This is a genomic window from Streptococcus cristatus (assembly GCF_003943465.1).
GTDB lineage: Bacteria > Bacillota > Bacilli > Lactobacillales > Streptococcaceae > Streptococcus > Streptococcus cristatus_C.
The window spans coordinates 370393-395892 of record NZ_RJPR01000002.1 but is presented as its reverse complement, the minus strand read 5'-3'; the positions used below and the strand labels follow the sequence as shown (position 1 = coordinate 395892).

Here is a 25500-nt window from a genome sequence, read left to right as displayed (position 1 = left end):
TGCGTCAATTAGTGCGAGCCAAAGCGCCTCAGTGTCTGTATCTGCAAGTCAAAGTACTTCAGCATCAGTGAGCGCAAGCATCAGTGCTTCAGCATCAGCATCTAACAACCAGAACTCAGCGTCTATCTCAGTAAGCGCGAGCCANTCTGCGTCAATTAGTGCAAGCCAAAGTGCTTCAGCTTCAGTATCTGCAAGTCAAAGTACTTCAGCATCAGTGAGCGCAAGCATCAGTGCTTCAGCATCAGCATCTAACAACCANAACTCAGCGTCTATCTCAGCAAGCGCGAGCCAGTCTGCGTCAATTAGTGCGAGCCAAAGCGCCTCAGTGTCTGTATCTGCAAGTCAAAGTACTTCAGCATCAGTGAGCGCAAGCATCAGTGCTTCAGCATCAGCATCTAACAACCAGAACTCAGCGTCTATCTCAGTAAGCGCGAGCCAGTCTGCGTCAATTAGTGCAAGCCAAAGTGCTTCAGCTTCAGCATCTAACAACCAGAACTCAGCTTCTATCTCAGCAAGCGCGAGCCAGTCTGCGTCAATTAGTGCGAGCCAAAGCGCATCAGCATCAGTAAGTGCAAGTCACTCAGCATCTGTATCAGCTAGCCAATCAGCTTCAGTATCTGCAAGTCAAAGTACTTCAGCATCAGTGAGCGCAAGCATCAGTGCTTCAGCTTCAGCATCTAACAACCAGAACTCAGCGTCTATCTCAGTAAGCGCGAGCCAGTCTGCGTCAATTAGTGCAAGCCAAAGTGCTTCAGCTTCAGCATCTAACAACCAGAACTCAGCTTCTATCTCAGCAAGCGCGAGCCAGTCTGCGTCAATTAGTGCGAGCCAAATCGCATCAGCATCAGTAAGTGCAAGTCACTCAGCATCTGTATCAGCTAGCCAANNNGCNTCAGCTTCAGTATCTGCAAGTCAAAGTACTTCAGCATCAGTGAGCGCAAGCATCAGTGCTTCAGCTTCAGCATCTAACAACCAGAACTCAGCTTCTATCTCAGCAAGCGCGAGCCAGTCTGCGTCAATTAGTGCAAGCCAAAGTGCCTCAGCTTCAGCCTCTAACAACCAGAACTCAGCGTCTATCTCAGTAAGCGCGAGCCACTCAGCGTCAATTAGTGCGAGCCAAATCGCCTCAGCATCAGTAAGTGCAAGTCACTCAGCATCTGTATCAGCTAGCCAATCAGCTTCAGTATCTGCAAGTCAAAGTACTTCAGCATCAGTAAGCGCAAGCCAAAGTGCCTCAGCTTCAGCATCTAACAACCAGAACTCAGCGTCTATCTCAGCAAGCGCGAGCCAGTCTGCGTCAATTAGTGCGAGCCAAAGTGCTTCAGCTTCAGCATCTAACAACCAGAACTCAGCGTCTATCTCAGTAAGCGCGAGCCACTCAGCGTCAATTAGTGCGAGCCAAAGCACTTCAGCATCTATCTCAGCAAGCATCAGTGCTAGCCAATCAGCATCAAGCTCAGCAAGTGCAAGCGTAAGTGCATCAGTAAGCGCAAGTCAATCGGCTTCAGCATCAGCAAGCCAAAGCACATCAGCTTCTGTATCTGCAAGTCAATCAACTAGCGCATCAGTATCTGCAAGTCAAAGTACTTCAGCATCAGTGAGCGCAAGCATCAGTGCTTCAGCNTCAGCATCTAACAACCAGAACTCAGCGTCTATCTCAGTAAGCGCGAGCCACTCTGCGTCAATTAGTGCGAGCCAAAGCACTTCAGCATCAGTAAGTGCAAGTCACTCAGCCTCTGTATCAGCTAGCCAATCAGCTTCAGCTTCAGTATCTGCAAGTCAAAGTACTTCAGCATCAGTGAGCGCAAGCATCAGTGCTTCAGCTTCAGCATCTAACAACCAGAACTCAGCNTCTATCTCAGNAAGCGCGAGCCACTCTGCGTCAATTAGTGCGAGCCAAAGTGCTTCAGCATCAGTAAGTGCTAGTCAATCAGCATCTGTATCAGCTAGCCAATCAGCTTCAGCTTCAGTATCTGCAAGTCAAAGTACTTCAGCATCAGTAAGCGCAAGCCAAAGCACTTCAGCATCTATCTCAGCAAGCATCAGTGCAAGCCAATCAGCTTCAGTATCTGCAAGTCAAAGTACTTCAGCATCAGTAAGCGCAAGCCGATCAGCAAGCACAAGCATGAGCAACAGTGTGTCAGCTTCAATTAGTGCATCTGAATCAGCAAGCACAAGCATGAGCACCAGCGTGTCAGCTTCAATTAGTGCGTCTGAATCAGCAAGCATGAGCACCAGCGTGTCAGCTTCAATTAGTGCGTCTGAATCAGCAAGCATGAGCACCAGCGTGTCAGCTTCAATTAGTGCATCTGAATCAGCAAGCATGAGCACCAGCGTGTCAGCTTCAATTAGTGCGTCTGAATCAGCAAGCATGAGCAACAGCGTGTCAGCTTCAATTAGTGCGTCTGAATCAGCAAGCATGAGCAACAGCGTGTCAGCTTCAATTAGTGCGTCTGAATCAGCAAGCATGAGCACCAGCGTGTCTGCTTCAATCAGTGCATCTGAATCAGCAAGCATGAGCACCAGCGTGTCAGCTTCAATTAGTGCGTCTGAATCAGCAAGCATGAGCACCAGCGTGTCAGCTTCAATTAGTGCGTCTGAATCAGCAAGCATGAGCACCAGCGTGTCTGCTTCAATCAGTGCATCTGAATCAGCAAGCACAAGCATGAGCACCAGCGTGTCTGCCTCAATCAGTGCAAGCCAATCAGCAAGCACAAGCATGAGCACCAGCGTGTCAGCTTNAATTAGTGCATCTGAATCAGCAAGCACAAGCATGAGTAACAGCGTGTCTGCCTCAATCAGTGCAAGCCAATCAGCAAGCACAAGCATGAGCAACAGCGTGTCCGCTTCAATTAGTGCATCTGAATCAGTAAGCACAAGCATGAGCAACAGCGTGTCAGCTTCAATTAGTGCATCTGAATCAGCAAGCACAAGCTTGAGTAACAGCGTGTCCGCATCAATCAGTGCGTCTGAATCAGCAAGCACAAGCATGAGCAATAGCGTGTCTGCCTCAATCAGTGCTTCAGTATCAGCAAGTACAAGCATGAGTAATAGCGTGTCTGCCTCAATCAGTGCATCTGAATCAGCAAGCACAAGCTTGAGTAACAGCGTGTCCGCATCAATCAGTGCNTCTGAATCAGCAAGCACAAGCNTGAGTAACAGCGTGTCCGCATCAATCAGTGCATCTGAATCAGCAAGCACAAGCATGAGCAANAGCGTGTCTGCCTCAATCAGTGCATCTGAATCAGCCAGCACAAGCATGAGCAACAGCGTGTCTGCCTCAATCAGTGCAAGTCAATCAGCCAGCACAAGCATGAGCAACAGCGTGTCTGCTTCAATTAGTGCATCTGAATCAGCCAGCACAAGCATGAGTAACAGCGTGTCAGCCTCAATCAGTGCAAGCCAATCAGCTAGCGCGTCAGTATCTGCAAGTCAAAGTACTTCAGCATCTGTATCAGCTAGCCAATCAGCCAGCACAAGCATGAGCAACAGCGTGTCAGCCTCAATCAGTGCAAGTCAATCAGCCAGCACAAGCATGAGCACCAGCGTGTCTGCTTCAATCAGTGCAAGTCAATCAGCAAGCACAAGCATGAGCAATAGCGTGTCTGCCTCAATCAGTGCTTCAGTATCAGCCAGCACAAGCTTGAGTAACAGCGTGTCCGCTTCAATTAGTGCATCTGAATCAGCAAGCACAAGCATGAGCACCAGCGTATCAGCTTCAATTAGTGCATCTGAATCAGNAAGCACAAGCATGAGCACCAGCGTGTCTGCTTCAATCAGTGCTTCAGTATCAGCAAGCACAAGCATGAGCACCAGCGTGTCTGCTTCAATCAGTGCTTCAGTATCAGCAAGCACAAGCATGAGCACCAGCGTGTCAGCGTCAATCAGTGCATCTGAATCAGCAAGCACAAGCTTGAGTAACAGCGTGTCAGCCTCAATCAGTGCAAGCAACAACTCAGGTAGTGGTTCAGGTTCAACAAGTACAAGCAATGGCTCAGGCGATGCCTCAACTTCAGCAAGCATGAGCAACAGCGTAAGTGCTTCAATCAGCACAAGTGAATCAGTTTCAACAAGCACAAGCATGAGCAACAGCGCAAGTACCTCAGCTAGCTTGTCTGACAGTGCTTCAATCTCGAGTGCTACAAATCACTCTCAAGCACCTAAGCCACAGCCTGCACAACCAGGACAAGTCAAAGTTACTCCAAACGCTAAGGCTTTACCAAATACAGGAACTGCAAGTAACCAATTTGCTGGTCTTGGATTAGGAGTAGCTGCCTTGGTAACTGCCTCTCTTCTTGGTAAGAAGAAGAGATCAGCAGCTTCTGAAATGGATTTAGAAGACTAAGTTCCAAAAATCGGCTACAATGAAATTTTGTTGATATCATTTTAGCGATGAAAATAAGAACCCCGGATGGCTCAAGGCTATCTGGGGTTTTTGGGCTCTTTTCTACCATTTGTCAAGTCTATCAAGGCTTTAAGTAAAAAAAGAGATAAGACAGTAGCTATTCTGAGGTTACTGTCTTATTTTTAACACTTTTTGATCCATAAAAGGGCATGCTAAAAAACACCTCATCTGGTATTTTTTGAAACAAGGTGTTACCATAATACGGCATAGACAACCTTATCGATTTTGGGTCAAAGAATAATCGTAAAGTTTGTTATGCGTAATGAGGTAATACATTGTTCGAATGAGACGATGTATAGAGGCAATCGTATGTGGCTTAGTTGAAGCTATTGTCGATTGTCTTTTTCGTTTCTCATAAAAGTCAGCGATATGGCAGGGATTGGTATGACTAGCTGAAGCGATGTTGTGAATGCACTTGAACAAGATTTTTCTGGCATAGGGATTACCTCGTTTAGTGATGTATTCCTTAGCTAGAAAGTTCCCAGATTCATAGTGTCTCAGGTCAATGCCAATAAAAGCGTTGATTCGATTGGTAGACTGAAAGCAACGAATCTCTCCCAATTCGCCAATGATAGATGTCGCTGTGGTTTCTGCGATGGCAGGAATTGACCGTAAGATGTCATACTCTGGTAAAGGCTGAGCTAGAGCTACCATGTCGTTTAAGACAACTTGTCTGCGTTCAGAAAGACGAAGCAATTCTTGAGCATAGTAGCGAACCTCTTCAAGTATTGGAGAGGTTTTCTTGACCGCACAAAAAGATTGTTTAGCGAGTGAGGTAGCTGAGCCTTACCTTGATGAGCATATTGCCCAGCGCTGGTCTGATCTGGTTCGATCGGCTCAGACCAACTAAGAAGGATTCAGAAAGAAAGGCATAACCACTATGATTTGTTTGTTTGACCGCTATGATCAAGCAAGTTTTGATTTGTTACGTTCATTAAAAGCAACAGGACTTGATTGTCCTGTTGTTGTACAAGACGATGGCTATCTTTCACCAGATGTCGAGTCTCCTTACAGTTATTTTACAGGAGATTTGGACACACCGGAAGAAAAAGTCTATTTCCACAATATTGGTTATATTTATGATTACCAGCGTCTTAATAATATGAATCCAGAAGCCTTGATTTTGACCAATAGTGATCAGCTTGAGCAAATAGAGCAGCTCTTGACTCAGCTACCAAATGTACATTTCCATATTGGAGCCATCACAGAAATGTCTGGCCATTTGATGGGGCTCAATCGTTATCCGAATGTTTCGCTTTATCCAAATATTCGTCCGGCCAAGGTTGCAGAGCTTTTTGAGAGATGTGACTTGTATCTAGATATCAATATCAGCGATGAAATCCTCAATGCATGTCGCACAGCTTTTGAGAACAACATGCTGATTCTCAGCTTCAAAAATACTTGCCATAGCCGTCGATTTATTGCAGATGATCACATTTATTCGCCAGAAAATGTTTCAGGCATGGTGGATAAGATTCAAAGTGTCCTTGCCCACTCATCAGAGATGGAAGCAGCACTTGCTAGACAGAAACAGGCTGCTAATCAGGCTAGTTTGGAGCAATATAAGGCCATTCTTTAACCAGATACATGAGAACTTGCTTTCGATGAGGGCAAGTTCCTTTATGCAGATTTAGTAAGGGAGGACAATCATGCCAGAGAAGCAAAAGGGAATTCTGCAGGAACATATCAACGAGCAGCTAGATAATCGTAGAAGACCGTTGAAAAGAGAGAAGCAAGAGTTTAGTATGATTGCAGTGTTAGGTGGCATTCTTTTTCTTATCACTCTCTTGGTCACAATCATCATGCAGTTGGGACAATTCTTTTAATCCCTGATATTCTAGTCAGAATGATGAAAAACAGCAGACTTTCCTGCTGTTTTTTGTTACAATTTATACATGACTAAGAATCAAGAAAAAGGAAGGGAGTGCCACTGTGTTAGCAATTGAAAAAATTAGGAAAATCACTCCCGAAAACCTTCCGCCTTTAACGATTTTGACGGGAGACGACTTGGGGCAATTTGAGCTGTTAAAAGACGAGTTTTTGAAGCAGATTCACTACGATCCAGCGGATTTGAATGTCACGTTGTTTGATATGAAAGAAACGTCTTATGCAGATGTGGAGTTAGATTTAGTCAGTCTGCCTTTTTTTGCAGATGAAAAGATTATTATTTTAGATCATTTTGCGGATCTAACGACAGCAAAAAAGCGCTATTTATCGGATGAAGAGCTCAAATCCTTTGAGCAGTATTTGGAAGATCCTAGTAGCACGACCAAGTTGGTCATTTTTGCGGAAGGTAAGCTGGACAGCAAACTCAGACTAGTCAAAATGCTCAAGCGCGACGGACAGATCTTTGAAGCAGCTGAGATTAAGGAAGCAGACTTACGTCAGTATTTTACAAAACAAGCCCAGCTTGAAGGTCTGGACTTCGCTCCGAAGGCTTTTGACCACTTGCTGATCAAATCAGGATTTCATTTCAGCGAAATCAGTAAAAACTTGGCTTTTCTGAAGTCTTATAAAGAGTCGGGGAAGGTCAGTCTGGAAGACATCGCTGAGGCCATTCCCAAAACCTTGCAGGACAACATTTTTGATTTGACCCAACTGATTTTACAGAAACAAATTGATGCGGCGCGGAGTTTGGTGCGAGATTTGACTCTGCAGGGTGAAGATGAAATCAAGCTGATTGCCATCATGTTAGGCCAGTTTCGAATGTTTACTCAGGTTAAGATTTTGGCGGATAATGGCCGATCTGAAAGTCAAATCGTGGCGGAGTTATCAGACTATCTAGGCCGCAAGATGAATCCCTTCCAAGTCAAGTTTGCACTCAAGGATGCGCGTGGGCTTAGCCTCAACTTTCTGAAAAGAACCCTGACCTGCTTGATTGAAACGGACTACCAGATCAAGTCTGGCCTTTATGACAAGGACTACCTTTTCGACCTCGCCTTGCTGAAAATCGCAACAGGAAACTTCTAAAAGCTTAGCAAAATTTATAAGCAAAATAGTTGAAAAATGTGCGTTTTTACGTTATGATTTGTATAATAATAAAGAAAATGAGGACAAGTAAATGGCAATTATTTTACCAGATCTACCTTATGCATACGACGCTTTGGAACCTTACATCGATGAGGAAACAATGCACCTTCACCATGACAAGCACCATCAAACTTACGTGAATAACGTAAATGCGGCGCTTGAAAAACATCCTGAAATTGGTGAAGACTTAGAAAAACTGTTGGCAGATGTTGAGTCTATTCCGGCTGATATTCGCCAAGCAGTGATCAACAACGGTGGTGGACACTTGAACCATGCTCTTTTCTGGGAATTGATGACTCCTGAAAAGACAGCTCCTTCAGCAGAACTTGCAGCAGCGATCGATGAGACATTTGGTTCATTTGAAGAATTCCAAGCAGCCTTCACTGCAGCAGCAACAACTCGTTTCGGCTCAGGTTGGGCATGGTTGGTTGTCAACAAAGAAGGGAAACTTGAAGTAACTTCAACAGCAAACCAAGATACACCAATCTCAGAAGGTAAGACACCGATCCTCGGCTTGGACGTTTGGGAACATGCTTACTACGTGAAATATCGCAACGTGCGTCCTGACTATATCAAGGCTTTCTTCTCAGTGATCAACTGGAATAAAGTGGATGAGCTCTACGCAGCAGCTAAATAATAGAATTATAAAACGGATCGTAATGATTCGTTTTTAAATGCCCTTAAATTGACCTTTCTACTTGTTATTTTAATGAGAATCTTTTATAATACTAAAATATTAGGAGAAATGCTTTGATTAAAAATGACATAAAGAAACTGGCTTGCTGGTTCGGTGGTGTTTTCTTATTTATTTGTTTTTTGGGTCTTTTGGTGGAGCCACAGCGAGCTGATAAAAAGATAGCAGAAGCAGGTCAATCAATCGCTTCTTCACAGGCTACAGAAGGAGAGGAAACGAAGTCTGAGGCGACTGCGCGTGCTAGCAAGACAATGGAAGAGAAGCAAGAGGTGATAGAGCAGGATTTTCCGACCATGGAAGCCTTGGGCTTATCTTACGATTATGCGAATATGACCTTGTCACAAGTTGTTCAGGCTTACATGGATGACATGGGAATTGACTCTTCGCAGCTTGCTTTTTCTTATAAAGATTTGATGAGTGGGCAAACTTATGCCATGAATGATACCCAGCCTATGACAGCAGGCTCTACTTATAAACTCCCCCTTAATATGTTGGTTGTTGATGAGGTAGCAGCAGGAAAATTATCGCTGGAAGAGCGGTTTGATATTACCAATACCAGCTATGAATACAAGGGGGAGCACGATAACTATGTAGCGGCCTTCAATGGCGCCATGTCTATTCCTGATATGCAGGAGTATTCCTTGGTCTACTCTGAAAATACGCCCGCTTATGCGCTAGCAGAGCGACTAGGCGGTATGGATAAGGCCTACAGCATGTTTGGAAGGTATGGCCGATCAAAAGCTAAAGTCAAGACGATCAGCAGAGAAAACAAAACAACAACGGATTATTATATTCAAGTTCTAGAGTATCTGTGGAATAACCAAGAAAAATACAAGGATATTCTTTATTTTATCGGTGTTTCCTTTCCTGGTGAATATTACAAACGTTATTTATACGATTTGACAATTTACCAAAAGCCTGGGTATGTTAGAGAGGCACTCAATGTTGATGCTATTGTCATGGAGGAGAAGCCCTATATTGTGGCACTTTATACAGCCTATCTAGGTGGTAGCACAGAAGCCAGTGAGGAGATCAGCGGAGTTGGTATTGATCAGGTCGGTCAAATTGCCTATATCATCAATGAGTGGCACCGAGTCAACATGAATTAAGACAAGTTATTTATTTAATAATTGATTTGAGTAAAAATGAGAGGTGGTTGCAATGAAGAAGCGAATTCTTATGAGTGTTTTAGGTGTGTTGTTGTCTGGTTTCTTGATTTTTGGTGTGGTTAGCTATTGTAATCATCAAACAGAGCTAAAGCGAAATCATGAATATGAGACAAGCCTGGCGAAAGCGCTGAAAAATAGCTATAAAGATATTAAAGAGATTCAATTTAGTGATCCAAGTTATTCTGATAAGCCTGGTGGATGGTATGTGAAAGTTCAGCTGACCTTTAGAGATGGAGTAAGGTTGATGTATAGAACAGGACACCATCTTGGTGATACTGTTAATCATGATTCAATTTTTTCTGGTCCAACTTTAGATGAAGAGAGTGATAAATTAAAATCAAGAGTTGGTTATACAGAGAATCAAATTAAGGTAATGTATTCAATGAAAACAGAGGTAATTTTAAAATGACATATGAATATACTGATAAGGAATTAAATCTTTTTAATCAGGAAGAAACTGTTTATAGTGTTGATCCGAAATTAGCCAGAAATAAAGGGCGTGATGTTATAACAGATAAACCAAGTGAAATGCTCCAAGGTGGAGAATCAAATCGAATAACTATAGGAAATCAATATTTCCGTGTTGTCTCTGTCAAAAATGACCGTGCAACTGGCTTTCAGGGTATGGCTGTTGCGCCGATTGTCAATGGTCAGGTAGATACAAACAGTGTAGCAGTGGTAGCTCCAGGTACGACGCCAACGGATGTGAATGATTTTATTTTTGTTTTAAGGGAAAAGTAAATATGGCAAAATAAATATATAATTTATTTTTTGCTTAAAGTGAAAATGAGAGGTGGCTACGATGAAGAAGCGAATTCTTATGAGTGCTTTAGGTGTGTTGCTGTCTGGTTTCTTGATTTTTGGCGCGATTAGCTATTTTAATCATCAAACAGTACTAAAGCGCAATCGTGAATATGAGACGAGTTTAGCGAAAGCATTAAAAAATAGCTATAAAGATATTAAAGAGATTCAATTTAGTGATCCAAGTTATTCTGATAAGCCTGGTGGATGGTATGTTCGTGTGAAATTAAATTTTAATGACGGAGAAGAGGTTGAATATAGCACAATCCATGCTTTGCATTTGAAAACAAATTATGGTGGTTCAATTGGTGGTAAAGAAGCCGAGAAAAAGTGGAACTATTTAGATTCTCAAAAAGGGATTACTAGTTATAAAATTTTAATTGTGTTCTCAGATGGTTCTAAAGGGGAAATAAAATGACATATACTTATACAGATGAACAATTAAATGGACTGAATCAAGAAGAGGCTGTTTATAGTGTTGATCCAAATTTAGCACAAAGTAAAGAGCATGATATTATAACTGATAAATCCGATGATCAGATAAAAGCAGGAGAAACAAACATATATAGAACGTCTGATGGTCAAAGATTTAAGATTCTTTCTGTCAAAAATGACCCTGCAACTGGTTTTCAGGGTATGGCAGTTGCTCCGATTGTTAATGGCCGGGTAGATACGAATAGTGTGGCTGTAGTTGCAGGTACGATGCCAACGGATGTGAATGATTTAATTTTTATTTTAAGGAAAAAGTAAGTATGGTAAAATGAATGTAGAATTTATTTTTTGTTTAAAGTAAAAATGAAAGGTAGCTGTGATGAAGAAGCGAATTCTTATGAGTGTTTTAGGCGTGTTGTTGACTGGTTTCTTGATTTTTGGTGCGGTTAGCTATTTTAATTATCAAACAGAACTAAAACGCAATCGTGAATATGAGACGAGTTTAGCGAAAGCATTAAAAAATAGCTATAAAGATATTAAAGAGATTCAGTTTAGTGATCCAAGTTATTCTGAAAAGCCTGGTGGATGGTATGTTCATGTTCAGTTGACCTTTGCTGATGGAACAAAATTAAAATATGGGGCGGCTCATCATTTAGATGATGTTAGTAATCATGATGCTTCATTTGGGGGACCTACTTACAATGAAAATATGGCCAATTTGCGATCTAGAGTTGGTCATACAGAAGGTGAAATTAAAGTAATCTATTCAGTAAAAGAGGAGATGATTTTGAAATGATATATAATTATTCTGATAAAGAATTAAATGAATTTAATCAAGAAAAAAATGTTTATAGCGTTGATCCGAATTTAGCTAAGACCAATGGGCATGAAATTATAACTTCTAAGAAGGATAATGAGTTGGCTGATGATGAGAAAAATACAATAGCTATAGGAAATCAAGATTTCCGTGTTGTCTCCGTCAAAAATGACCCTGCAACTGGTTTTCAGGGTATGGCCGTTGCGCCGATTGTTAATGGCCGGGTAGATACGAATAGTGTGGCTGTAGTTGCAGGTACGATGCCAACGGATGTGAATGATTTAATTTTTATTTTAAGGAAAAAGTAAGTATGGTAAAATGAATGTAGAATTTATTTTTTGTTTAAAGTAAAAATGAAAGGTAGCTGTGATGAAGAAGCGAATTCTTATGAGTGCTTTAGGTGTGTTGCTGTCTGGTTTCTTGATTTTTGGCGCGATTAGCTATTTTAATCATCAAACAGTACTAAAGCGCAATCGTGAATATGAGACGAGTTTAGCGAAAGCATTAAAAAATAGCTATAAAGATATTAAAGAGATTCAATTTAGTGATCCAAGTTATTCTGATAAGCCTGGTGGATGGTATGTTCATGTTCAATTGACTTTTTCTGATGGAACAAGATTACAGTATGAAACGATACATTCTTTGAATGAAACAATGAATCATAATGCAATATTTGGAGGGAAAAACCATATGAAGTATTATGAAAAATTGTCTTCAAAAGAAGGATCTACTGATTCGCAAGTTATAATTATCTATTCTACTAAAGATAAGGAGATACTTAAATGACATATGATTACACTGATAAGGAGTTAAATGTTTTAAATCAGGAAGGGTATGTTTATAGTGTTAATCCTGATGTGGCTTTAAAAAGTAAGATCAAGCATAAAATTATTACTGATAAAAAAGATGAGGAATTATCTTCAGAAGAAACTAATACTGTTAGAGTTGGAAGGAGAGATTTCCGTGTTGTCTCTGTCAAAAATGACCCTGCAACTGGTTTTCAGGGTATGGCCGTTGCGCCGATTGTTAATGGTCAGGTAGATACGAATAGTGTGGCTGTAGTTGCTGCGGGAACCACTCCTACTGATTTTAATGATTTGAGGGGGGCGATTACCAGTATCAATCCTGAGTTGAGCTCACCACAATTAGCGGTTGCAGATGAATTTCTTCAGGAAGTTAGAAAGAACTATCATGTAACACAACTGACGGGCTATTCACAAGGTGCTTATATGATTAAGCTAGGCGCAAAATATCATATTCCAACAACTGTCTTTAATGGCTGGTTTAGTTATGATACCTTGAGTAAAGATGAAGAAAAATTTCTTAAGAGAAATACTCATCTGTTTAAAAATTATCGTCATGTTGAAGATGATGTCGTTCAATACCGAGACGGGAACTTGGCAGGTGTGAAGGGTGGAGATGGCTTTGGAACCATCTATTGGGTTTATGGTTCTAGCCATAAGATTTTTGATTGGCAGTTTAATGAGCAGGGAGAGGTTATTGATGAGCATGGCAGGGTGGTTATCACTGCCATGCGTTTCAATTACTTGGAGACGGCTAAAAACAGTCTGCAGTCTTTGGACACGGAATTGGCTTCATTGGTCGGATTGCGAGATCGTCTAAAAGCAGATGGTCTTTCGAGAGGGGAAAAAATCTACTTAGACAGTGAGCAGGCCTTAGTTACTGCTTCGGCCATTGAAAATATTGCAACAAAAGGATTGGACTTGCTGATTAGTCTGTATGATGATGCCATTCAAGAAGCCGAAGATCTCTGGAATCTAATTGTCCGCCAGGCCTATACTGCGGGTCCCAAATTGAGTGAATCTGAAATTTACTCTGCTCTGTCAGATGTTGGTGTGACAAGAGAAAGCATTAGCGTGTCGGATTTTCAGCGTTACCGCGAAAAGAAGGCGTTAGCCTATGAGCTTAAGCGAGAATTTGAAGGCATTGCTCAGAAAATGCGTTCTGGTATTCAAAAACAGTTGGATCAGGATCAAGAATTGGCAAGGAATTTTAAACAATGGGATTTGATGAGATAATGGGCAACTTGCGGAATCAACGTGCAAAGATCGAAGAAGATTTCAAGGAATATAAGCAGGATTATGATAGACGAGAAGAAGATTTAGAAAGAGCGGATTATCTTTATCGTAATATGTTTGAAGAAAACATGAATCAGCTTCGCCTTGCTTTGAATGTTTTTGAACCAGATTCTATTTTATTAGGGCAGGTTTGTCAGGAATATCAGGAAAGTAGTGAGCAGGTTCAATGGTTTATCAATCAAAAGCGATCAGATTTAATGGAAGAATTTTCAGAACATAAGCGTCAATATCAACGAAATTTGGACAATAATGAAGAACAAATGCACCATTTGCAAAGGAGAAATCAATGATTGTTACAACAGATTTATTAGATCATTCAACGAGAGGATACGATGATTCTTTTCTTCAATATGAAAAAATGCTACAAAAGTGGAATGTTGGGTTCATAGGGCAGGCTGGTATTGTAAGACAAACTCAGAATCGCCAATTACTCCAGCAAAAGATAAAATCTTTCTCTGAAGAAGTTCGTTCAGATATAGCTTTGGTACTTTCTGATATGGATTCCAATATGCAAGGAAAGTGGTCGCAGGCAGTTAAAGATAAGGTTACTAGAACAACCAAGAAATTGGAGTGTTTTAGAGATTAAAGCTGACGGGATGGAAAGCCAGTCTGATCTTTTTCTAATCAGAATTTTTATATTACCATTTCAGTTGTNAGGATATATTCTTTTATTTCAACTTCCTTTCTGATAAAAATTCACGATAAACAAATGAATTTTCATCGACCTTTCATAATTTCAAAAGCTTCCCGACAGGATAGACTTTAAGAAAGAAAAAGGTATAATTTTAGTAAAACTTTTAATAGTTGAGGAGACGATTTCATGCTTCAAACGCATATTTTGATTGCTATGGTGCTGATTTTAGCCGCTGTAGTCATTCCAGTAATTTATTTTAAAAAAACCAAGCAAATTTCCCTGCTTGTTTTCCTCTTGGGAGGGGTTGGATTTTATCTGTCTAGTCAGATTTTCGAAAATCTCCTACATCGATTGGTTCTTCAGCCTCAGGCTGATGGAACGATTGCTCTAATGAAAAATGCTCCCTTGCTTTATGTTTTGTATGGCATTGCAACGGCAGCTATCTTTGAGGAGATGGCGCGCTATGTGATTTTTCGATATCTACAAAAGAAGCGTCCACTGACTATCGGTGATAGTCTGGCCTATGGTTTAGGACACGGCGGGATCGAAGCTCTTTTCATCGGTATTTCAGGTCTCTTGAGTCTGTTTGTCCTCGCTCATCTAGTCAGCCAAGGGGACAGCCCTTTGCTAGCGCAATTACCCCAAGCGACGATTTCTTATGTACAAAAACTACAGACAGGTCAAATTTACTTACTGGCTTTCGAGCGTATTTTAGCACTTGCAATCCAAGTATTCTTGACTTTCTGGGTTTGGACGGCTGTAAAAGATAAGAGGCTAGGCTATTTTCTTGCAGCTCTGGGCTTTCATGCTTTGATTGATTTGGCTCCTGCTCTGGTTCAAGTTGGTTGGTTGAATCAGCCAATTCTGGTTGAAGTGATTATTTTGGTAGAATTTCTTGCTCTGGTATTTTTGACTAAGAAGTTTCTATCGATATCAATTTTTAATACCAAGAGTAAAAATGCTTAATGAGGCTCAAGTAAAGAAGGTAAGAGTTTAAACGAGATTAGATAGTAAGAAGAGGTTAGGACAAAAGCTTCCTAGCCTCTCTTTTTGTTAGAAAAGGATTCTTAATGTACTTAGCAGGAGTATTTAAAAAGTTCTGAGAGAATAATGTTTAAAATGAATTGTAGAAGCAAGCGAGTAAAGCTAAATTGTTGAGAATTTACTTCGGCCTTATTGCCTTTTTACTAAAATGAAGCTAGGTTAATATATTTCTGTTTTTGGAAGCGGATTTATGCTATAATACTAATAGCAAGTAAGAAGGGTTATTATGATCAATAAGGAACATTATCAGATTATTAGGCAGCATCCAGCATTTGCACATTTTCCTGTGGAAATTTTTGATAAAATTGCTATTGAGATTCAATTCCGCAAGATTCCCAAGGGACAGATTATCTTCTTTTCAGGGGACCGTAGAGATCGCCTTTTCCTCCTGCATCGAGGCTATGTTCGTATCGAGCAGTACGATTCAACTGATACTTTTTCATATATGGACTATGTTAAAATGAATAGTGTGTTTCCATATGGAGGTATGTTTTTCGATGAGCGTTATCATTATACGGCTAGCGCGGTCACTAATGTCGAGTATTTCAGCATTCCTATGGACTTATTTGAAGACTATTCAAAAAAGAATGTTGATCAGCTGTTGTTTATCACCAAGCGTTTATCGCAGATTTTAGAATTTCAGGAATTGCGCTTACGGAATGTCGTCTCAGCCAGTGCGACGGACCGTGTAACCCAGTCTTTATCTATTTTGTGCATGGATCTGTGCAAAGAGCAGGATACACTTCCATTTCCAATGAGTATGAAAGAGTTGGCCAAGTTAGGAGCCACTACACGTGAAACAGTTAATCAGGTTCTAAAAAAACTAAGAGAAGAAGAAGTGATTGACTACGAACATAAAAAATTGACATTTAAGAATAAGGATTACTTTATGAGATATTTTGAAGGAAGCTAATCAATCATTTGATTGGCTTTTTTCAAACATTTTTACACATTTAAAAGCTTTTTCTGATCATATTCTAATATTAATTGAACATATATTTTTTACAAAAAAATATATATTCCTAAAAATAATAGAACAACCAAAATATGCAAAGAAAACGCTTTAAAATAAATAAATATCATAATGTTTTATAAAAAACGCAAAGGATTTGGCATTTGTAATGTAAGATTTTAGGTGTAAGCCTTTCCAATCCATGATAGAATAATAGCATAAAAGGGATTGGGAAACCAAACCTCAACGAAAAGGAGGACAATAGATGTCTACACATCCAATTCATGTTTTCTCAGAAATTGGAAAACTGAAAAAAGTTATGTTGCACCGTCCGGGCAAAGAGCTGGAAAACTTGCTACCGGACTACCTAGAACGTCTTCTTTTTGATGACATTCCTTTCTTGGAAGATGCTCAAAAAGAACACGATGCATTCGCTCAAGCTNTTCGTGATGAAGGAATTGAAGTTCTTTATCTCGAAAAATTGGCTGCTGAATCCTTGATTTCTCCAGAAATTCGTGAACAGTTCATCGAAGAATATTTGGAAGAAGCAAATATTCGTGGACGCGAAACGAAGAAAGCTATTCGTGAATTGCTGCATGGTATCAAGGACAACCAAGAATTGGTTGAAAAAACAATGGCAGGGGTTCAAAAAGCTGAATTGCCANAAATCCCTGATGAAGCGAAAGGTCTGACTGACTTGGTAGAATCAGATTATCCATTTGCGATTGATCCAATGCCAAACCTTTACTTCACACGCGACCCATTTGCTACAATTGGTAATGCTGTATCGCTCAACCACATGTTTGCAGATACTCGTAACCGTGAAACACTTTACGGTAAATACATCTTCAAATATCACCCAGAATACGCTGGAAAAGTGGAATTGGTTTACAACCGTGAAGAAGATACTCGTATCGAAGGTGGAGATGAGTTAGTTCTTTCTAAAGATGTATTGGCAGTTGGTATTTCTCAACGTACAGACGCAGCATCTATCGAAAAACTTTTGGTGAACATCTTCAAGAAGAATGTTGGCTTCAAGAAAGTATTGGCCTTTGAATTTGCTAACAACCGTAAATTCATGCACTTAGATACTGTCTTCACTATGGTTGACTATGACAAGTTCACCATTCACCCAGAAATCGAAGGCGACCTTCGCGTTTACTCCGTTACTTATGAAAACGAAAAACTGAAGATCGTTGAAGAAAAAGGTGACTTGGCTGAACTCCTTGCGCAAAACCTTGGCGTAGAAAAAGTTCATTTGATTCGTTGCGGTGGCGGCAATATCGTAGCAGCTGGACGTGAACAATGGAATGACGGTTCTAACACCTTGACTATCGCTCCTGGTGTGGTAGTGGTTTATGACCGCAATACTGTAACCAACAAGATTTTGGAAGAATACGGGCTTCGCTTGATCAAGATTCGCGGAAGTGAATTGGTTCGGGGCCGTGGTGGACCTCGTTGTATGTCTATGCCATTTGAACGTGAAGAAGTTTAATTCGTGTTCGACAATTTATCAATAGAAAATTTAATAACTAGAAAGAGGAAATAACAGAATGACACATTCAGTATTCCAAGGACGTAGCTTCCTTGCAGAAAAAGACTTTACTCGTGCAGAATTAGAATACCTAATCGGACTTTCAGCTCACTTGAAAGACTTGAAGAAACGCAATATTCAGCACCATTATCTTGCTGGTAAGAATATCGCCCTCTTGTTTGAAAAAACATCTACTCGTACGCGTGCAGCCTTTACTACAGCAGCTATTGACCTTGGTGCACATCCAGAATACCTTGGTGCTAATGATATTCAGCTTGGTAAGAAAGAATCTACAGAAGATACTGCTAAAGTATTGGGACGTATGTTTGACGGGATTGAATTCCGCGGCTTCAGCCAACGCATGGTAGAAGAATTGGCAGAATTCTCAGGTGTTCCAGTATGGAATGGTTTGACTGACGAATGGCACCCAACTCAAATGCTTGCTGACTATTTGACAGTCCAAGAAAACTTTGGTCGTTTGGAAGGCTTGACATTGGTTTACTGTGGTGATGGACGTAACAACGTTGCCAACAGCTTGCTGGTAACAGGAGCTATCCTTGGCGTTAACGTTCACATCTTCTCACCAAAAGAACTCTTCCCCGAAAAAGAAATTGTTGAATTGGCAGAAGGCTTTGCGAAAGAAAGCGGCGCACACATCCTCATCACTGAAGATGCAGACGAAGCTGTTAAAGGTGCAGACGTACTTTACACAGACGTTTGGGTATCTATGGGTGAAGAAGACAAATTCGCAGAACGCGTTGCACTTTTGAAACCTTACCAAGTTAACATGGAATTGGTGAAGAAAGCTGACAATGAAGATTTGATCTTCTTGCACTGCTTGCCAGCATTCCACGATACAAATACTGTTTACGGTAAAGATGTCGCTGAAAAATTTGGCGTAGAAGAAATGGAAGTAACAGACGAAGTCTTCCGCAGCAAATATGCTCGCCACTTTGATCAAGCAGAAAACCGTATGCACACAATCAAAGCTGTTATGGCTGCTACACTCGGCAACCTTTACATTCCAAAAGTATAATTTATAAACCGTAATACCAACAGCTATGAGGGCTGCGACTAATAGCTTTAGTCCAGTCCTCTTTTATATGATGGAAATCTGTTATTTCTTATAAAAATTTGAAAAAATATTAAACCGAAATCTAAAGGCATTCAATTGAATGTGATAAAGGAGAATTTATGGCAAATCGTAAAATTGTAGTAGCTTTGGGAGGAAATGCGATTCTTTCTTCTGATCCATCAGCAAAAGCTCAACAGGAAGCTTTGGTGGAAACAGCTAAGCACCTTGTAAAACTGATTAAAAATGGGGATGATTTGATTATCACTCACGGTAATGGTCCTCAAGTTGGAAATCTTTTGCTCCAACACTTGGCGGCTGATTCTGAAAAGAACCCTGCTTTCCCACTCGATTCACTTGTTGCTATGACAGAAGGTAGCATCGGTTTCTGGCTGCAAAATGCCTTGCAAAATGCTCTTTTGGATGAAGGCATCGAGAAAGATGTTGCTTCAGTTGTGACACAAGTTGTTGTCGATAAAAATGACCCAGCTTTTGTTAACTTGAGCAAACCAATTGGTCCTTTTTATTCAGAAGAAGAAGCAAAAGCAGAAGCTGAAAAGAGCGGAGCGACTTTCAAAGAGGATGCTGGCCGTGGTTGGCGCAAGGTTGTTGCTTCACCAAAACCTGTTGATATCAAGGAAATCGAAACAATTCGTACCCTCTTGAATGCTGGTCAAGTGGTCGTTGCTGCTGGTGGTGGCGGAATTCCAGTCATCAAGGAAGACAACGGTCATTTGGCTGGTGTTGAAGCTGTTATTGATAAAGACTTTGCTTCTCAACGCTTGGCAGAATTAGTCGAAGCTGACCTTTTCATCGTCTTGACTGGTGTAGATTATGTCTTTGTAAACTACAACAAACCAGACCAAGCAAAATTGGAACATGTGAATGTTGCTCAGCTGGAAGAATATATCAAACAAGACCAATTTGCCCCAGGCAGCATGCTTCCAAAAGTAGAAGCAGCTATCGCTTTTGTCAACGGTCGTCCAGAAGGAAAAGCAGTTATTACTTCCCTTGAAAATCTTGGCGCTTTGATCGAATCTGAAAGCGGAACAATTATTGAAAAAGAATAAGCTATTTTACTAGTAAAATATATGGTATTTCTAACGTCTTTATATCAAGTTAGGAATATTTCTTGAAAATAAGTGCGATATTTTCAAAAAATACTAGTTTTTTAGACCTTAATGTGGTAAAATAAATATAAATAGAAAGCGTTTTTCTTAAATATTTATTTAAGAAAGTGGTTGGTTTTTTGCACTTTGTTAGACATTAGGAGGAAAAACAAATGAGTGAAAAAGCTAAAAAAGGGTTTAAGATGCCTTCATCTTATACCGTCTTGTTGATAATCATTGCTATTATGGCAGTGTTGACTTGGATCATCCCTGCAGGTGCCTTTGTGGATGGTGTTTACAAAGCTCAACCTCAAAATCCGCAAGGGATTTGGGATGTTCTCATGGCACCGATTCGGGCTATGCTAGGTACTCATCCAGAGGAAGGTTCGCTGATTAAAGAAACAAGTGCAGCGATTGATGTAGCCTTCTTCATCCTCATGGTTGGTGGTTTTCTTGGTGTTGTCAATGAAACTGGTATGCTAGACACTGGTATTGCTTCTATTGTGAAGAAGTACAAGGGCCGCGAAAAAATGTTGATTTTGGTTCTCATGCCTTTGTTCGCCCTCGGTGGTACAACTTATGGTATGGGTGAAGAAACTATGGCCTTCTATCCTCTTCTTGTGCCAGTTATGATGGCTGTTGGATTTGATAGCTTGACTGGGGTTGCCATTATCTTGCTCGGTTCACAAATTGGATGTTTGGCATCTACCTTGAACCCATTTGCGACAGGTATTGCTTCATCAACTGCAGGTGTAGGTCTTGGTGAAGGGATTATCCTTCGTTTGATTTTCTGGTTTGCTTTAACTGGTCTTAGCACTTGGTTCGTTTACAAGTATGCTGATAAGATCCAAAAAGATCCAACTAAGTCTCTTACTTATGCAACACGTGATGAAGATATGAAATTCTTCAATGTTGGTGAAGACGAAGAAAACGTTAATTCAACTCTTACTAAGAAACAAAAACATGTCTTCGTACTCTTTGTTCTTACTTTCGTCTTGATGGTCTTGAGTTTCATTCCATGGAGTGACTTAGGTATTACTCTCTTTGGAGACTTAAATACTTGGTTGACTGGTCTTCCAGTTATCGGTAAGATTGTTGGCTCATCTACAGCTGCTTTGGGTACTTGGTACTTCCCAGAAGGCGCAATGCTCTTCGCCTTTATGGGTATCCTTATCGGTGTTGTTTATGGTCTTAAAGAAGACAAGATTATCTCTGCCTTCATGAATGGTGCTGCTGATTTGCTCAGTGTAGCCTTGATCGTAGCGATTGCCCGTGGTATCCAAGTTATCATGAACGATGGTATGATTACTGATACTATCCTCAACTGGGGTAAAGAAGGCCTGAGCGGTCTGTCTTCACAAGTCTTTATCGTTTTGACTTATATCTTCTATCTGCCTATGTCATTCTTGATCCCATCTTCATCTGGTCTTGCCAGCGCGACTATGGGTATCATGGCTCCGCTCGGAGAATTTGTCAATGTACGTCCTAGCTTGATCATCACTGCTTACCAATCTGCTTCAGGTGTCTTGAACTTGATTGCACCAACATCTGGTATTGTGATGGGAGCTCTTGCACTTGGACGTATCAACATTGGTACTTGGTGGAAATTCATGGGCAAACTTGTAGTTGCTATCATTGTAGTGACCATTGCTCTCCTTCTCCTTGGAACGTTCATTCCATTCCTATAAAGAGTGAGTGAGGTGATTCCATGAAAACATATATAACAAATCAAGTTAAAGATGAGTTTCTTACATCATTAAAGACTTTGATTTCCTACCCTTCGGTACTTAACGAGGGAGAAAATGGAACACCTTTTGGACAAGCAATTCAAGATGTCCTAGAAAAAACTTTAGGGATTTGTCGAAGTTTAGGTTTCACTACCTATCTTGACCCTAAAGGTTATTACGGATATGCAGAAATCGGTCAGGGAGCAGAGCTCCTGGCCGTTCTCTGTCATTTGGATGTTGTTCCATCAGGTGATGAAGCGGATTGGCGGACACCGCCATTCGAGGCAACTATCAAAGACGGCTGGATCTTCGGACGTGGTGTCCAAGATGATAAGGGACCATCTATGGCTGCTCTTTATGCAGTCAAGGCTCTGTTAGATAGCGGAGTAAAATTTAAAAAGCGGGTTCGTTTTATCTTTGGTACGGACGAAGAGACACTTTGGCGCTGTATGGGGCGGTACAATGAACTCGAAGAAACAGCGACGCTTGGCTTTGCACCAGATTCTTCTTTCCCTCTGACCTATGCTGAGAAAGGCCTCTTACAGGTCAAGCTGCATGGTCCTGGTTCTGATCAGCTGGACTTAGAAGCAGGAGAGGCCTTTAATGTTGTGCCTGGCAAGGCCAGCTATCAAGGAGAACTTTTGGAGCCGGTCGTGGCAGGTTTGCAGGCAGCTGCTTTTGAATACGAGCAAAATGACCAACAAGTCACTGTTCTCGGTCTACCTAAGCATGCCAAGGATGTAGCTGAAGGTATCAATGCTATTGTTCGGCTAGCGACAGTTTTGCAGCCTTTACAAGCTCATCCTGCTCTGGCCTTTATTGCAGAAGCGGTGGGAGAAGATGCGACTGGTAGCCGTTTATTTGGCGACATTTCAGATGAACCCTCTGGTAGACTCTCCTTTAATATTGCAGGTCTGACGCTGAACTCAGAAAAGTCTGAAATCCGTATTGATATTCGGATTCCTGTCTTAGCGGATAAAGATCAGCTAGTAGCACAACTAGCGGAGATTGCTGGGCGCTACCAGCTGGACTATGAAGAGTTTGACTATCTGGCTCCGCTTTATGTGCCTAAAGATAGTGAACTAGTCAGTACCTTAATGGCTATCTACCAAGAAAAGACTGGCGATACTAGTCCAGCTATGTCCTCTGGTGGGGCAACCTTTGCTCGGACGATGCCAAATTGTGTGGCCTTTGGCGCTCTTTTCCCAGGAGTAGAGCAGACGGAACATCAGGCCAATGAAAGAGCGTCTTTGGAAGATCTCTATCGTGCGATGGATATCTATGCTGAGACTATTTTCCGCTTGGCAGGAGAGTAAAATTGCTAGGATAGATATCAGTGTTGCGGATTTTTACCAGTAAAAACTGTGAATAAACACGAAAAAGAGTTGGATTTTCCAACTCTTTTTTTGTCATTTACTAAAGAAAAATGGGGGTGCAAATTCTTTGAGTTTATCAAAGCATTCGATAGCAGCTTGATTATCTTCGCAGATGATCAGGCAGACATCATCTCCACAGACGGTAGCAACAATCTGGGGTAATTCCAGAGCGTCTAAAATGGCACCAAAAGATTGGGCTAGTCCGGGCAAGGTTTTCATGACGACTTGATGCTGAACGGGGCGGAGCATGACGAGGGCATCTTCCATATAGAAGCGCAGCCTTTTCTCCCAACGAGAAGGGGCGATACTGTTAATGACATAGTAGGATTTGTCGTTTTCGGTCACCTTGACTAGATTGAGAGTTTTCATGTCACGAGAGAGAGTAGACTGGGTGACAATGACGCCATTTGCTTCCAGTAGTTCTTGAAGTTCCTGCTGGGTATGGACTCTTTTTTCCATGATGAGGGAGCGAATGAGGCGATGCCTACTTTCGATTTTATTCATAGATTCACCTGTATTATTTGATAAACATAGCGTCGCCAAAGCTAAAGAAGCGGTAGCGCTCAGTGATAGCATGCTCATAGGCTTGCAGTGTCAGTTTGCGTCCAGCAAAAGCTGATACCAGCATGACAAGGGTTGATTTCGGCAAGTGGAAGTTGGTTGAAAAAGCATCAACAATCTTCCATTGATAGCCTGGTTTAATAAAGATATTGGTCCAGCCGGAGTCTGCTTGGATTTGACCCTCGAATTTGCTGCCGATTGTTTCCAATGTTCGGATAGAAGTGGTGCCGACAGCAACGATGCGGTGGCCGCTTGCCTTGACTTGGCGCAGGGTCTCAGCTGCTTCCTCAGACAAACTATAAAATTCGGAATGCATCTCATGCTCTTCCAAGTTGTCAACTGATACAGGTCGGAAGGTTCCAAGCCCCACATGCAGGGTCAGGTAGACGAGCTTAACGCCTTTTGCCGCAATTTTATCCAGCAATTCCTCTGTGAAATGGAGGCCAGCGGTTGGAGCGGCAGCGGAGCCGTTTTCTTTGGCATAGACTGTCTGGTAGCGTTCACGATCCTCTAGCTTCTCATGGATATAAGGCGGCAGGGGCATTTCACCCAAACTTTCTAGGACCTCTAGGAAAATGCCTTGATAGTCAAAGCGAACAATTCGTCCACCGTGCTCCAGCTCTTCTGTAACGGTGGCAGTCAAACGACCATCGCCGAAAGAAACACGCGTTCCGACTCTGAGTCGTTTGGCTGGCTTAGCTAGGACTTCCCAAGAGTCTCCTTGGGTATTTTTCAAGAGCAGGAGTTCTACATGACCGCCGGTTTCAGGTTTGGTCCCATAAAGGCGAGCTGGCAGGACACGGGTATTATTCATAACCAAGGCATCACCTGGCTCAAGTTGGTCAATAATATTGTCAAAATGTTGGTCAATAAACTGGCCAGTTTCCCGATCTACAATGAGTAGGCGAGAAGAGTCTCGCTTCTCCAGAGGGGTCTGAGCAATCAGTTCTTCCGGCAAGTGAAAATCAAAATCAGCAGTATTCATTCTATCTCCTTAAATAGTTCTCATGATCCAAATATAGTAGGCGGCAAGTAAAAAGGGAATACTGATAAAGAAAATTCCTAAGCATAAAAAAATTAGTTGCCAACCGAGATATTTTTTCAAGAAAAGCCCAGCGGTAAAAAGAGCAATTCCCAGTAAAAAGATTATAATCATTGGTAATAGCATGCTTTTATTATACCATGATTTGACGCTAAGTCTCTCAGTAAAATTTGAAAAAATTAAGTAGAATCTACTTGACAAAAATTGGTCTATACCATATAATAAAATAAGGAATCAATCAAGAAAAATAGGAGAACAGAATGAAAGTTATTCGTGTTGAGAATCAAGTAGAAGGCGCAAAAGTAGCTTTAGAAATCTTGAAAGAAAAGTTGGCTCAGGGGGCCAAAACATTGGGGTTAGCAACAGGAAGTAGCCCGATTGAGTTTTACAAGCAAATTATTGCCAGTGACCTAGATTTGTCAGAGCTGACCAGTGTAAACTTGGATGAGTATGTGGGACTTTCAGAAGATAATCCCCAATCTTACCGTTACTTTATGAATGAGCAGCTATTTAATAAAAAGCCTTTCAAAGAAAGCTTTTTGCCAAACGGTGCAGCAGAAGATGTGGAAGCAGAAGTGAAACGCTACAATCAAGTCTTGGCTGATCATCCAGTAGATTTGCAAATTTTGGGAATTGGAACCAATGGTCATATTGGCTTTAATGAACCAGGAACTAGTTTTGATAGCACTGTCCATATTGTCGATTTGGAGCAGTCAACTATCCAAGCAAACGCTCGCTTCTTTGATAAGATAGAGGACGTACCGACTCAAGCCATCTCAATGGGAATTCGGAATATCTTAGATGCAAAATCAATCATCCTCTTTGCCTATGGCGCTTCTAAAGCTCAAGCCATTGCAGGAACAGTCCGAGGAGAGGTAACAGAAACGGTGCCAGCTAGCGCCCTTCAAGGCCATGAAGATGTCGTGATTATTGCAGACAAAGAAGCTCTAAGTTTATTAGAAGCCTAACAATCTATTTCCTATCTAATTTTTAGATAGGATT

26 protein-coding genes and 1 pseudogene are annotated in these 25500 nt (G+C 41.3%); 24 read left to right on the top strand and 3 right to left on the bottom strand.

Going from position 1 to position 25500, the window contains the following annotated elements; all coding sequences use genetic code 11:
* Nucleotides 1-2125 precede the first annotated feature (2125 nt).
* Complete coding sequence (locus tag D8793_RS12430) at nt 2126-4345, top strand: LPXTG cell wall anchor domain-containing protein (protein WP_446677587.1); 2220 nt, start codon at nt 2126-2128, stop codon at nt 4343-4345.
* A 276-nt stretch (nt 4346-4621) separates the two neighbouring features.
* On the opposite strand, the pseudogene D8793_RS04475 reads toward D8793_RS12430, so the two are convergent.
* A pseudogene (locus tag D8793_RS04475) lies at nt 4622-5179 on the bottom strand (transposase); the annotation flags it as partial.
* 106 nt (nt 5180-5285) lie between these two features.
* On the opposite strand from D8793_RS04475, the gene D8793_RS04470 reads away from it, so the two are divergent.
* The 22 genes from D8793_RS04470 to D8793_RS04365 all read left to right on the top strand — a co-directional run bounded on the left by D8793_RS04470 (nt 5286) and on the right by D8793_RS04365 (nt 22835).
* Nucleotides 5286-5984 carry a glycosyltransferase family protein gene (locus D8793_RS04470; protein ID WP_125370700.1) on the top strand — a complete coding sequence of 233 codons (699 nt, stop codon included), beginning with the start codon at nt 5286-5288 and terminating at the stop codon, nt 5982-5984.
* A 70-nt stretch (nt 5985-6054) separates the two neighbouring features.
* The gene (locus tag D8793_RS04465) at nt 6055-6231 is read left to right on the top strand and encodes an XRE family transcriptional regulator (RefSeq protein ID WP_125370699.1); all 177 of its coding nucleotides are present in this window, start codon (nt 6055-6057) and stop codon (nt 6229-6231) included.
* A gap of 106 nt (nt 6232-6337) precedes the next feature.
* Nucleotides 6338-7375, top strand: a complete 1038-nt coding sequence (gene holA / locus D8793_RS04460) for a DNA polymerase III subunit delta (protein ID WP_125370698.1) — start codon at nt 6338-6340, stop codon at nt 7373-7375.
* A gap of 91 nt (nt 7376-7466) precedes the next feature.
* Nucleotides 7467-8072, top strand: coding sequence for a superoxide dismutase SodA (sodA, locus tag D8793_RS04455; RefSeq protein WP_005590771.1), 606 nt, complete (start codon nt 7467-7469; stop codon nt 8070-8072).
* Between the two features lie 113 nt (nt 8073-8185).
* Complete coding sequence (locus tag D8793_RS04450; RefSeq protein WP_125370697.1) at nt 8186-9238, top strand: serine hydrolase; 1053 nt, start codon at nt 8186-8188, stop codon at nt 9236-9238.
* Nucleotides 9239-9290: 52 nt separating this feature from the next.
* Nucleotides 9291-9707 carry a hypothetical protein gene (locus D8793_RS04445; protein WP_125370696.1) on the top strand — a complete coding sequence of 139 codons (417 nt, stop codon included), beginning with the start codon at nt 9291-9293 and terminating at the stop codon, nt 9705-9707.
* The gene (locus D8793_RS04440) at nt 9704-10039 is read left to right on the top strand and encodes a hypothetical protein (protein ID WP_125370695.1); all 336 of its coding nucleotides are present in this window, start codon (nt 9704-9706) and stop codon (nt 10037-10039) included. Before D8793_RS04445 ends, D8793_RS04440 begins: the two co-directional genes overlap by 4 nt.
* A gap of 61 nt (nt 10040-10100) precedes the next feature.
* The gene (locus D8793_RS04435) at nt 10101-10517 is read left to right on the top strand and encodes a hypothetical protein (RefSeq protein WP_125370694.1); all 417 of its coding nucleotides are present in this window, start codon (nt 10101-10103) and stop codon (nt 10515-10517) included.
* Nucleotides 10514-10849 carry a hypothetical protein gene (locus D8793_RS04430; protein WP_125370693.1) on the top strand — a complete coding sequence of 112 codons (336 nt, stop codon included), beginning with the start codon at nt 10514-10516 and terminating at the stop codon, nt 10847-10849. The genes D8793_RS04435 and D8793_RS04430 overlap by 4 nt, the downstream gene beginning before the upstream one ends.
* 61 nt (nt 10850-10910) lie before the next feature.
* A complete protein-coding gene (locus tag D8793_RS04425) occupies nt 10911-11327 on the top strand; it encodes a hypothetical protein (RefSeq protein ID WP_125370692.1) in 417 nt (138 codons plus the stop codon).
* Complete coding sequence (locus D8793_RS04420; RefSeq protein ID WP_125370691.1) at nt 11324-11656, top strand: hypothetical protein; 333 nt, start codon at nt 11324-11326, stop codon at nt 11654-11656. Before D8793_RS04425 ends, D8793_RS04420 begins: the two co-directional genes overlap by 4 nt.
* Nucleotides 11657-11717: 61 nt before the next feature.
* Nucleotides 11718-12134, top strand: coding sequence for a hypothetical protein (locus D8793_RS04415; RefSeq protein ID WP_125370690.1), 417 nt, complete (start codon nt 11718-11720; stop codon nt 12132-12134).
* Nucleotides 12131-13387 carry a hypothetical protein gene (locus D8793_RS11870; protein WP_185760996.1) on the top strand — a complete coding sequence of 419 codons (1257 nt, stop codon included), beginning with the start codon at nt 12131-12133 and terminating at the stop codon, nt 13385-13387. Before D8793_RS04415 ends, D8793_RS11870 begins: the two co-directional genes overlap by 4 nt.
* Nucleotides 13369-13737 (top strand): hypothetical protein, encoded by a 369-nt coding sequence (locus D8793_RS04405; RefSeq protein WP_125370689.1) that lies wholly within the window; start codon nt 13369-13371, stop codon nt 13735-13737. Before D8793_RS11870 ends, D8793_RS04405 begins: the two co-directional genes overlap by 19 nt.
* On the top strand, nt 13734-14033 hold the full coding sequence (locus D8793_RS04400; RefSeq protein WP_125370688.1) for a hypothetical protein: 300 nt from the start codon (nt 13734-13736) through the stop codon (nt 14031-14033). Before D8793_RS04405 ends, D8793_RS04400 begins: the two co-directional genes overlap by 4 nt.
* A 234-nt stretch (nt 14034-14267) precedes the next feature.
* A complete protein-coding gene (locus D8793_RS04395; RefSeq protein WP_125370687.1) occupies nt 14268-15047 on the top strand; it encodes a YhfC family intramembrane metalloprotease in 780 nt (259 codons plus the stop codon).
* A 304-nt stretch (nt 15048-15351) separates the two neighbouring features.
* Nucleotides 15352-16038: a Crp/Fnr family transcriptional regulator gene (locus tag D8793_RS04390; protein ID WP_125370686.1), complete on the top strand. Its 687-nt coding sequence runs from the start codon at nt 15352-15354 to the stop codon at nt 16036-16038.
* 304 nt (nt 16039-16342) lie between these two features.
* Entirely contained in the window at nt 16343-17572 is a 1230-nt protein-coding gene (gene arcA, locus D8793_RS04385) for an arginine deiminase (protein ID WP_125386869.1), read from the top strand.
* A gap of 58 nt (nt 17573-17630) precedes the next feature.
* Entirely contained in the window at nt 17631-18647 is a 1017-nt protein-coding gene (argF, locus tag D8793_RS04380) for an ornithine carbamoyltransferase (protein ID WP_005590765.1), read from the top strand.
* 158 nt (nt 18648-18805) lie between these two features.
* Nucleotides 18806-19753 carry a carbamate kinase gene (gene arcC, locus D8793_RS04375; RefSeq protein WP_125370685.1) on the top strand — a complete coding sequence of 316 codons (948 nt, stop codon included), beginning with the start codon at nt 18806-18808 and terminating at the stop codon, nt 19751-19753.
* Nucleotides 19754-19965: 212 nt separating this feature from the next.
* On the top strand, nt 19966-21480 hold the full coding sequence (locus D8793_RS04370) for a YfcC family protein (RefSeq protein ID WP_045499182.1): 1515 nt from the start codon (nt 19966-19968) through the stop codon (nt 21478-21480).
* A 20-nt stretch (nt 21481-21500) separates the two neighbouring features.
* Nucleotides 21501-22835: a dipeptidase gene (locus tag D8793_RS04365; protein WP_125370684.1), complete on the top strand. Its 1335-nt coding sequence runs from the start codon at nt 21501-21503 to the stop codon at nt 22833-22835.
* Between the two features lie 93 nt (nt 22836-22928).
* On the opposite strand, the gene D8793_RS04360 is transcribed toward D8793_RS04365, so the two are convergent.
* Nucleotides 22929-23399: an arginine repressor gene (locus D8793_RS04360; protein ID WP_005590761.1), complete on the bottom strand. Its 471-nt coding sequence runs from the start codon at nt 23397-23399 to the stop codon at nt 22929-22931.
* 13 nt (nt 23400-23412) lie between these two features.
* Nucleotides 23413-24441 carry a tRNA preQ1(34) S-adenosylmethionine ribosyltransferase-isomerase QueA gene (gene queA / locus D8793_RS04355; RefSeq protein ID WP_125370683.1) on the bottom strand — a complete coding sequence of 343 codons (1029 nt, stop codon included), beginning with the start codon at nt 24439-24441 and terminating at the stop codon, nt 23413-23415.
* Between the two features lie 317 nt (nt 24442-24758).
* Between queA and nagB the strand changes: the two genes are divergently transcribed.
* The gene (gene nagB, locus D8793_RS04350) at nt 24759-25466 is read left to right on the top strand and encodes a glucosamine-6-phosphate deaminase (RefSeq protein ID WP_125370682.1); all 708 of its coding nucleotides are present in this window, start codon (nt 24759-24761) and stop codon (nt 25464-25466) included.
* Nucleotides 25467-25500: the final 34 nt, after the last annotated feature.

What these genes read in the sequence shown, in the direction of transcription:
- D8793_RS04470 (WP_125370700.1), top strand. Translation starts at nt 5,286, where the DNA reads ATGATTTGTTTGTTTGACCGCTATGATCAAGCAAGTTTTGATTTGTTA.
- D8793_RS04465 (WP_125370699.1), top strand. Translation starts at nt 6,055, where the DNA reads ATGCCAGAGAAGCAAAAGGGAATTCTGCAGGAACATATCAACGAGCAG.
- sodA (WP_005590771.1), top strand. Translation starts at nt 7,467, where the DNA reads ATGGCAATTATTTTACCAGATCTACCTTATGCATACGACGCTTTGGAA.
- D8793_RS04445 (WP_125370696.1), top strand. Translation starts at nt 9,291, where the DNA reads ATGAAGAAGCGAATTCTTATGAGTGTTTTAGGTGTGTTGTTGTCTGGT.
- D8793_RS04440 (WP_125370695.1), top strand. Translation starts at nt 9,704, where the DNA reads ATGACATATGAATATACTGATAAGGAATTAAATCTTTTTAATCAGGAA.
- D8793_RS04435 (WP_125370694.1), top strand. Translation starts at nt 10,101, where the DNA reads ATGAAGAAGCGAATTCTTATGAGTGCTTTAGGTGTGTTGCTGTCTGGT.
- D8793_RS04430 (WP_125370693.1), top strand. Translation starts at nt 10,514, where the DNA reads ATGACATATACTTATACAGATGAACAATTAAATGGACTGAATCAAGAA.
- D8793_RS04425 (WP_125370692.1), top strand. Translation starts at nt 10,911, where the DNA reads ATGAAGAAGCGAATTCTTATGAGTGTTTTAGGCGTGTTGTTGACTGGT.
- D8793_RS04420 (WP_125370691.1), top strand. Translation starts at nt 11,324, where the DNA reads ATGATATATAATTATTCTGATAAAGAATTAAATGAATTTAATCAAGAA.
- D8793_RS04415 (WP_125370690.1), top strand. Translation starts at nt 11,718, where the DNA reads ATGAAGAAGCGAATTCTTATGAGTGCTTTAGGTGTGTTGCTGTCTGGT.
- D8793_RS11870 (WP_185760996.1), top strand. Translation starts at nt 12,131, where the DNA reads ATGACATATGATTACACTGATAAGGAGTTAAATGTTTTAAATCAGGAA.
- D8793_RS04405 (WP_125370689.1), top strand. Translation starts at nt 13,369, where the DNA reads ATGGGATTTGATGAGATAATGGGCAACTTGCGGAATCAACGTGCAAAG.
- D8793_RS04400 (WP_125370688.1), top strand. Translation starts at nt 13,734, where the DNA reads ATGATTGTTACAACAGATTTATTAGATCATTCAACGAGAGGATACGAT.
- D8793_RS04395 (WP_125370687.1), top strand. Translation starts at nt 14,268, where the DNA reads ATGCTTCAAACGCATATTTTGATTGCTATGGTGCTGATTTTAGCCGCT.
- D8793_RS04390 (WP_125370686.1), top strand. Translation starts at nt 15,352, where the DNA reads ATGATCAATAAGGAACATTATCAGATTATTAGGCAGCATCCAGCATTT.
- argF (WP_005590765.1), top strand. Translation starts at nt 17,631, where the DNA reads ATGACACATTCAGTATTCCAAGGACGTAGCTTCCTTGCAGAAAAAGAC.
- arcC (WP_125370685.1), top strand. Translation starts at nt 18,806, where the DNA reads ATGGCAAATCGTAAAATTGTAGTAGCTTTGGGAGGAAATGCGATTCTT.
- D8793_RS04370 (WP_045499182.1), top strand. Translation starts at nt 19,966, where the DNA reads ATGAGTGAAAAAGCTAAAAAAGGGTTTAAGATGCCTTCATCTTATACC.
- D8793_RS04365 (WP_125370684.1), top strand. Translation starts at nt 21,501, where the DNA reads ATGAAAACATATATAACAAATCAAGTTAAAGATGAGTTTCTTACATCA.
- D8793_RS04360 (WP_005590761.1), bottom strand. Translation starts at nt 23,399, where the DNA reads ATGAATAAAATCGAAAGTAGGCATCGCCTCATTCGCTCCCTCATCATG.
- queA (WP_125370683.1), bottom strand. Translation starts at nt 24,441, where the DNA reads ATGAATACTGCTGATTTTGATTTTCACTTGCCGGAAGAACTGATTGCT.
- nagB (WP_125370682.1), top strand. Translation starts at nt 24,759, where the DNA reads ATGAAAGTTATTCGTGTTGAGAATCAAGTAGAAGGCGCAAAAGTAGCT.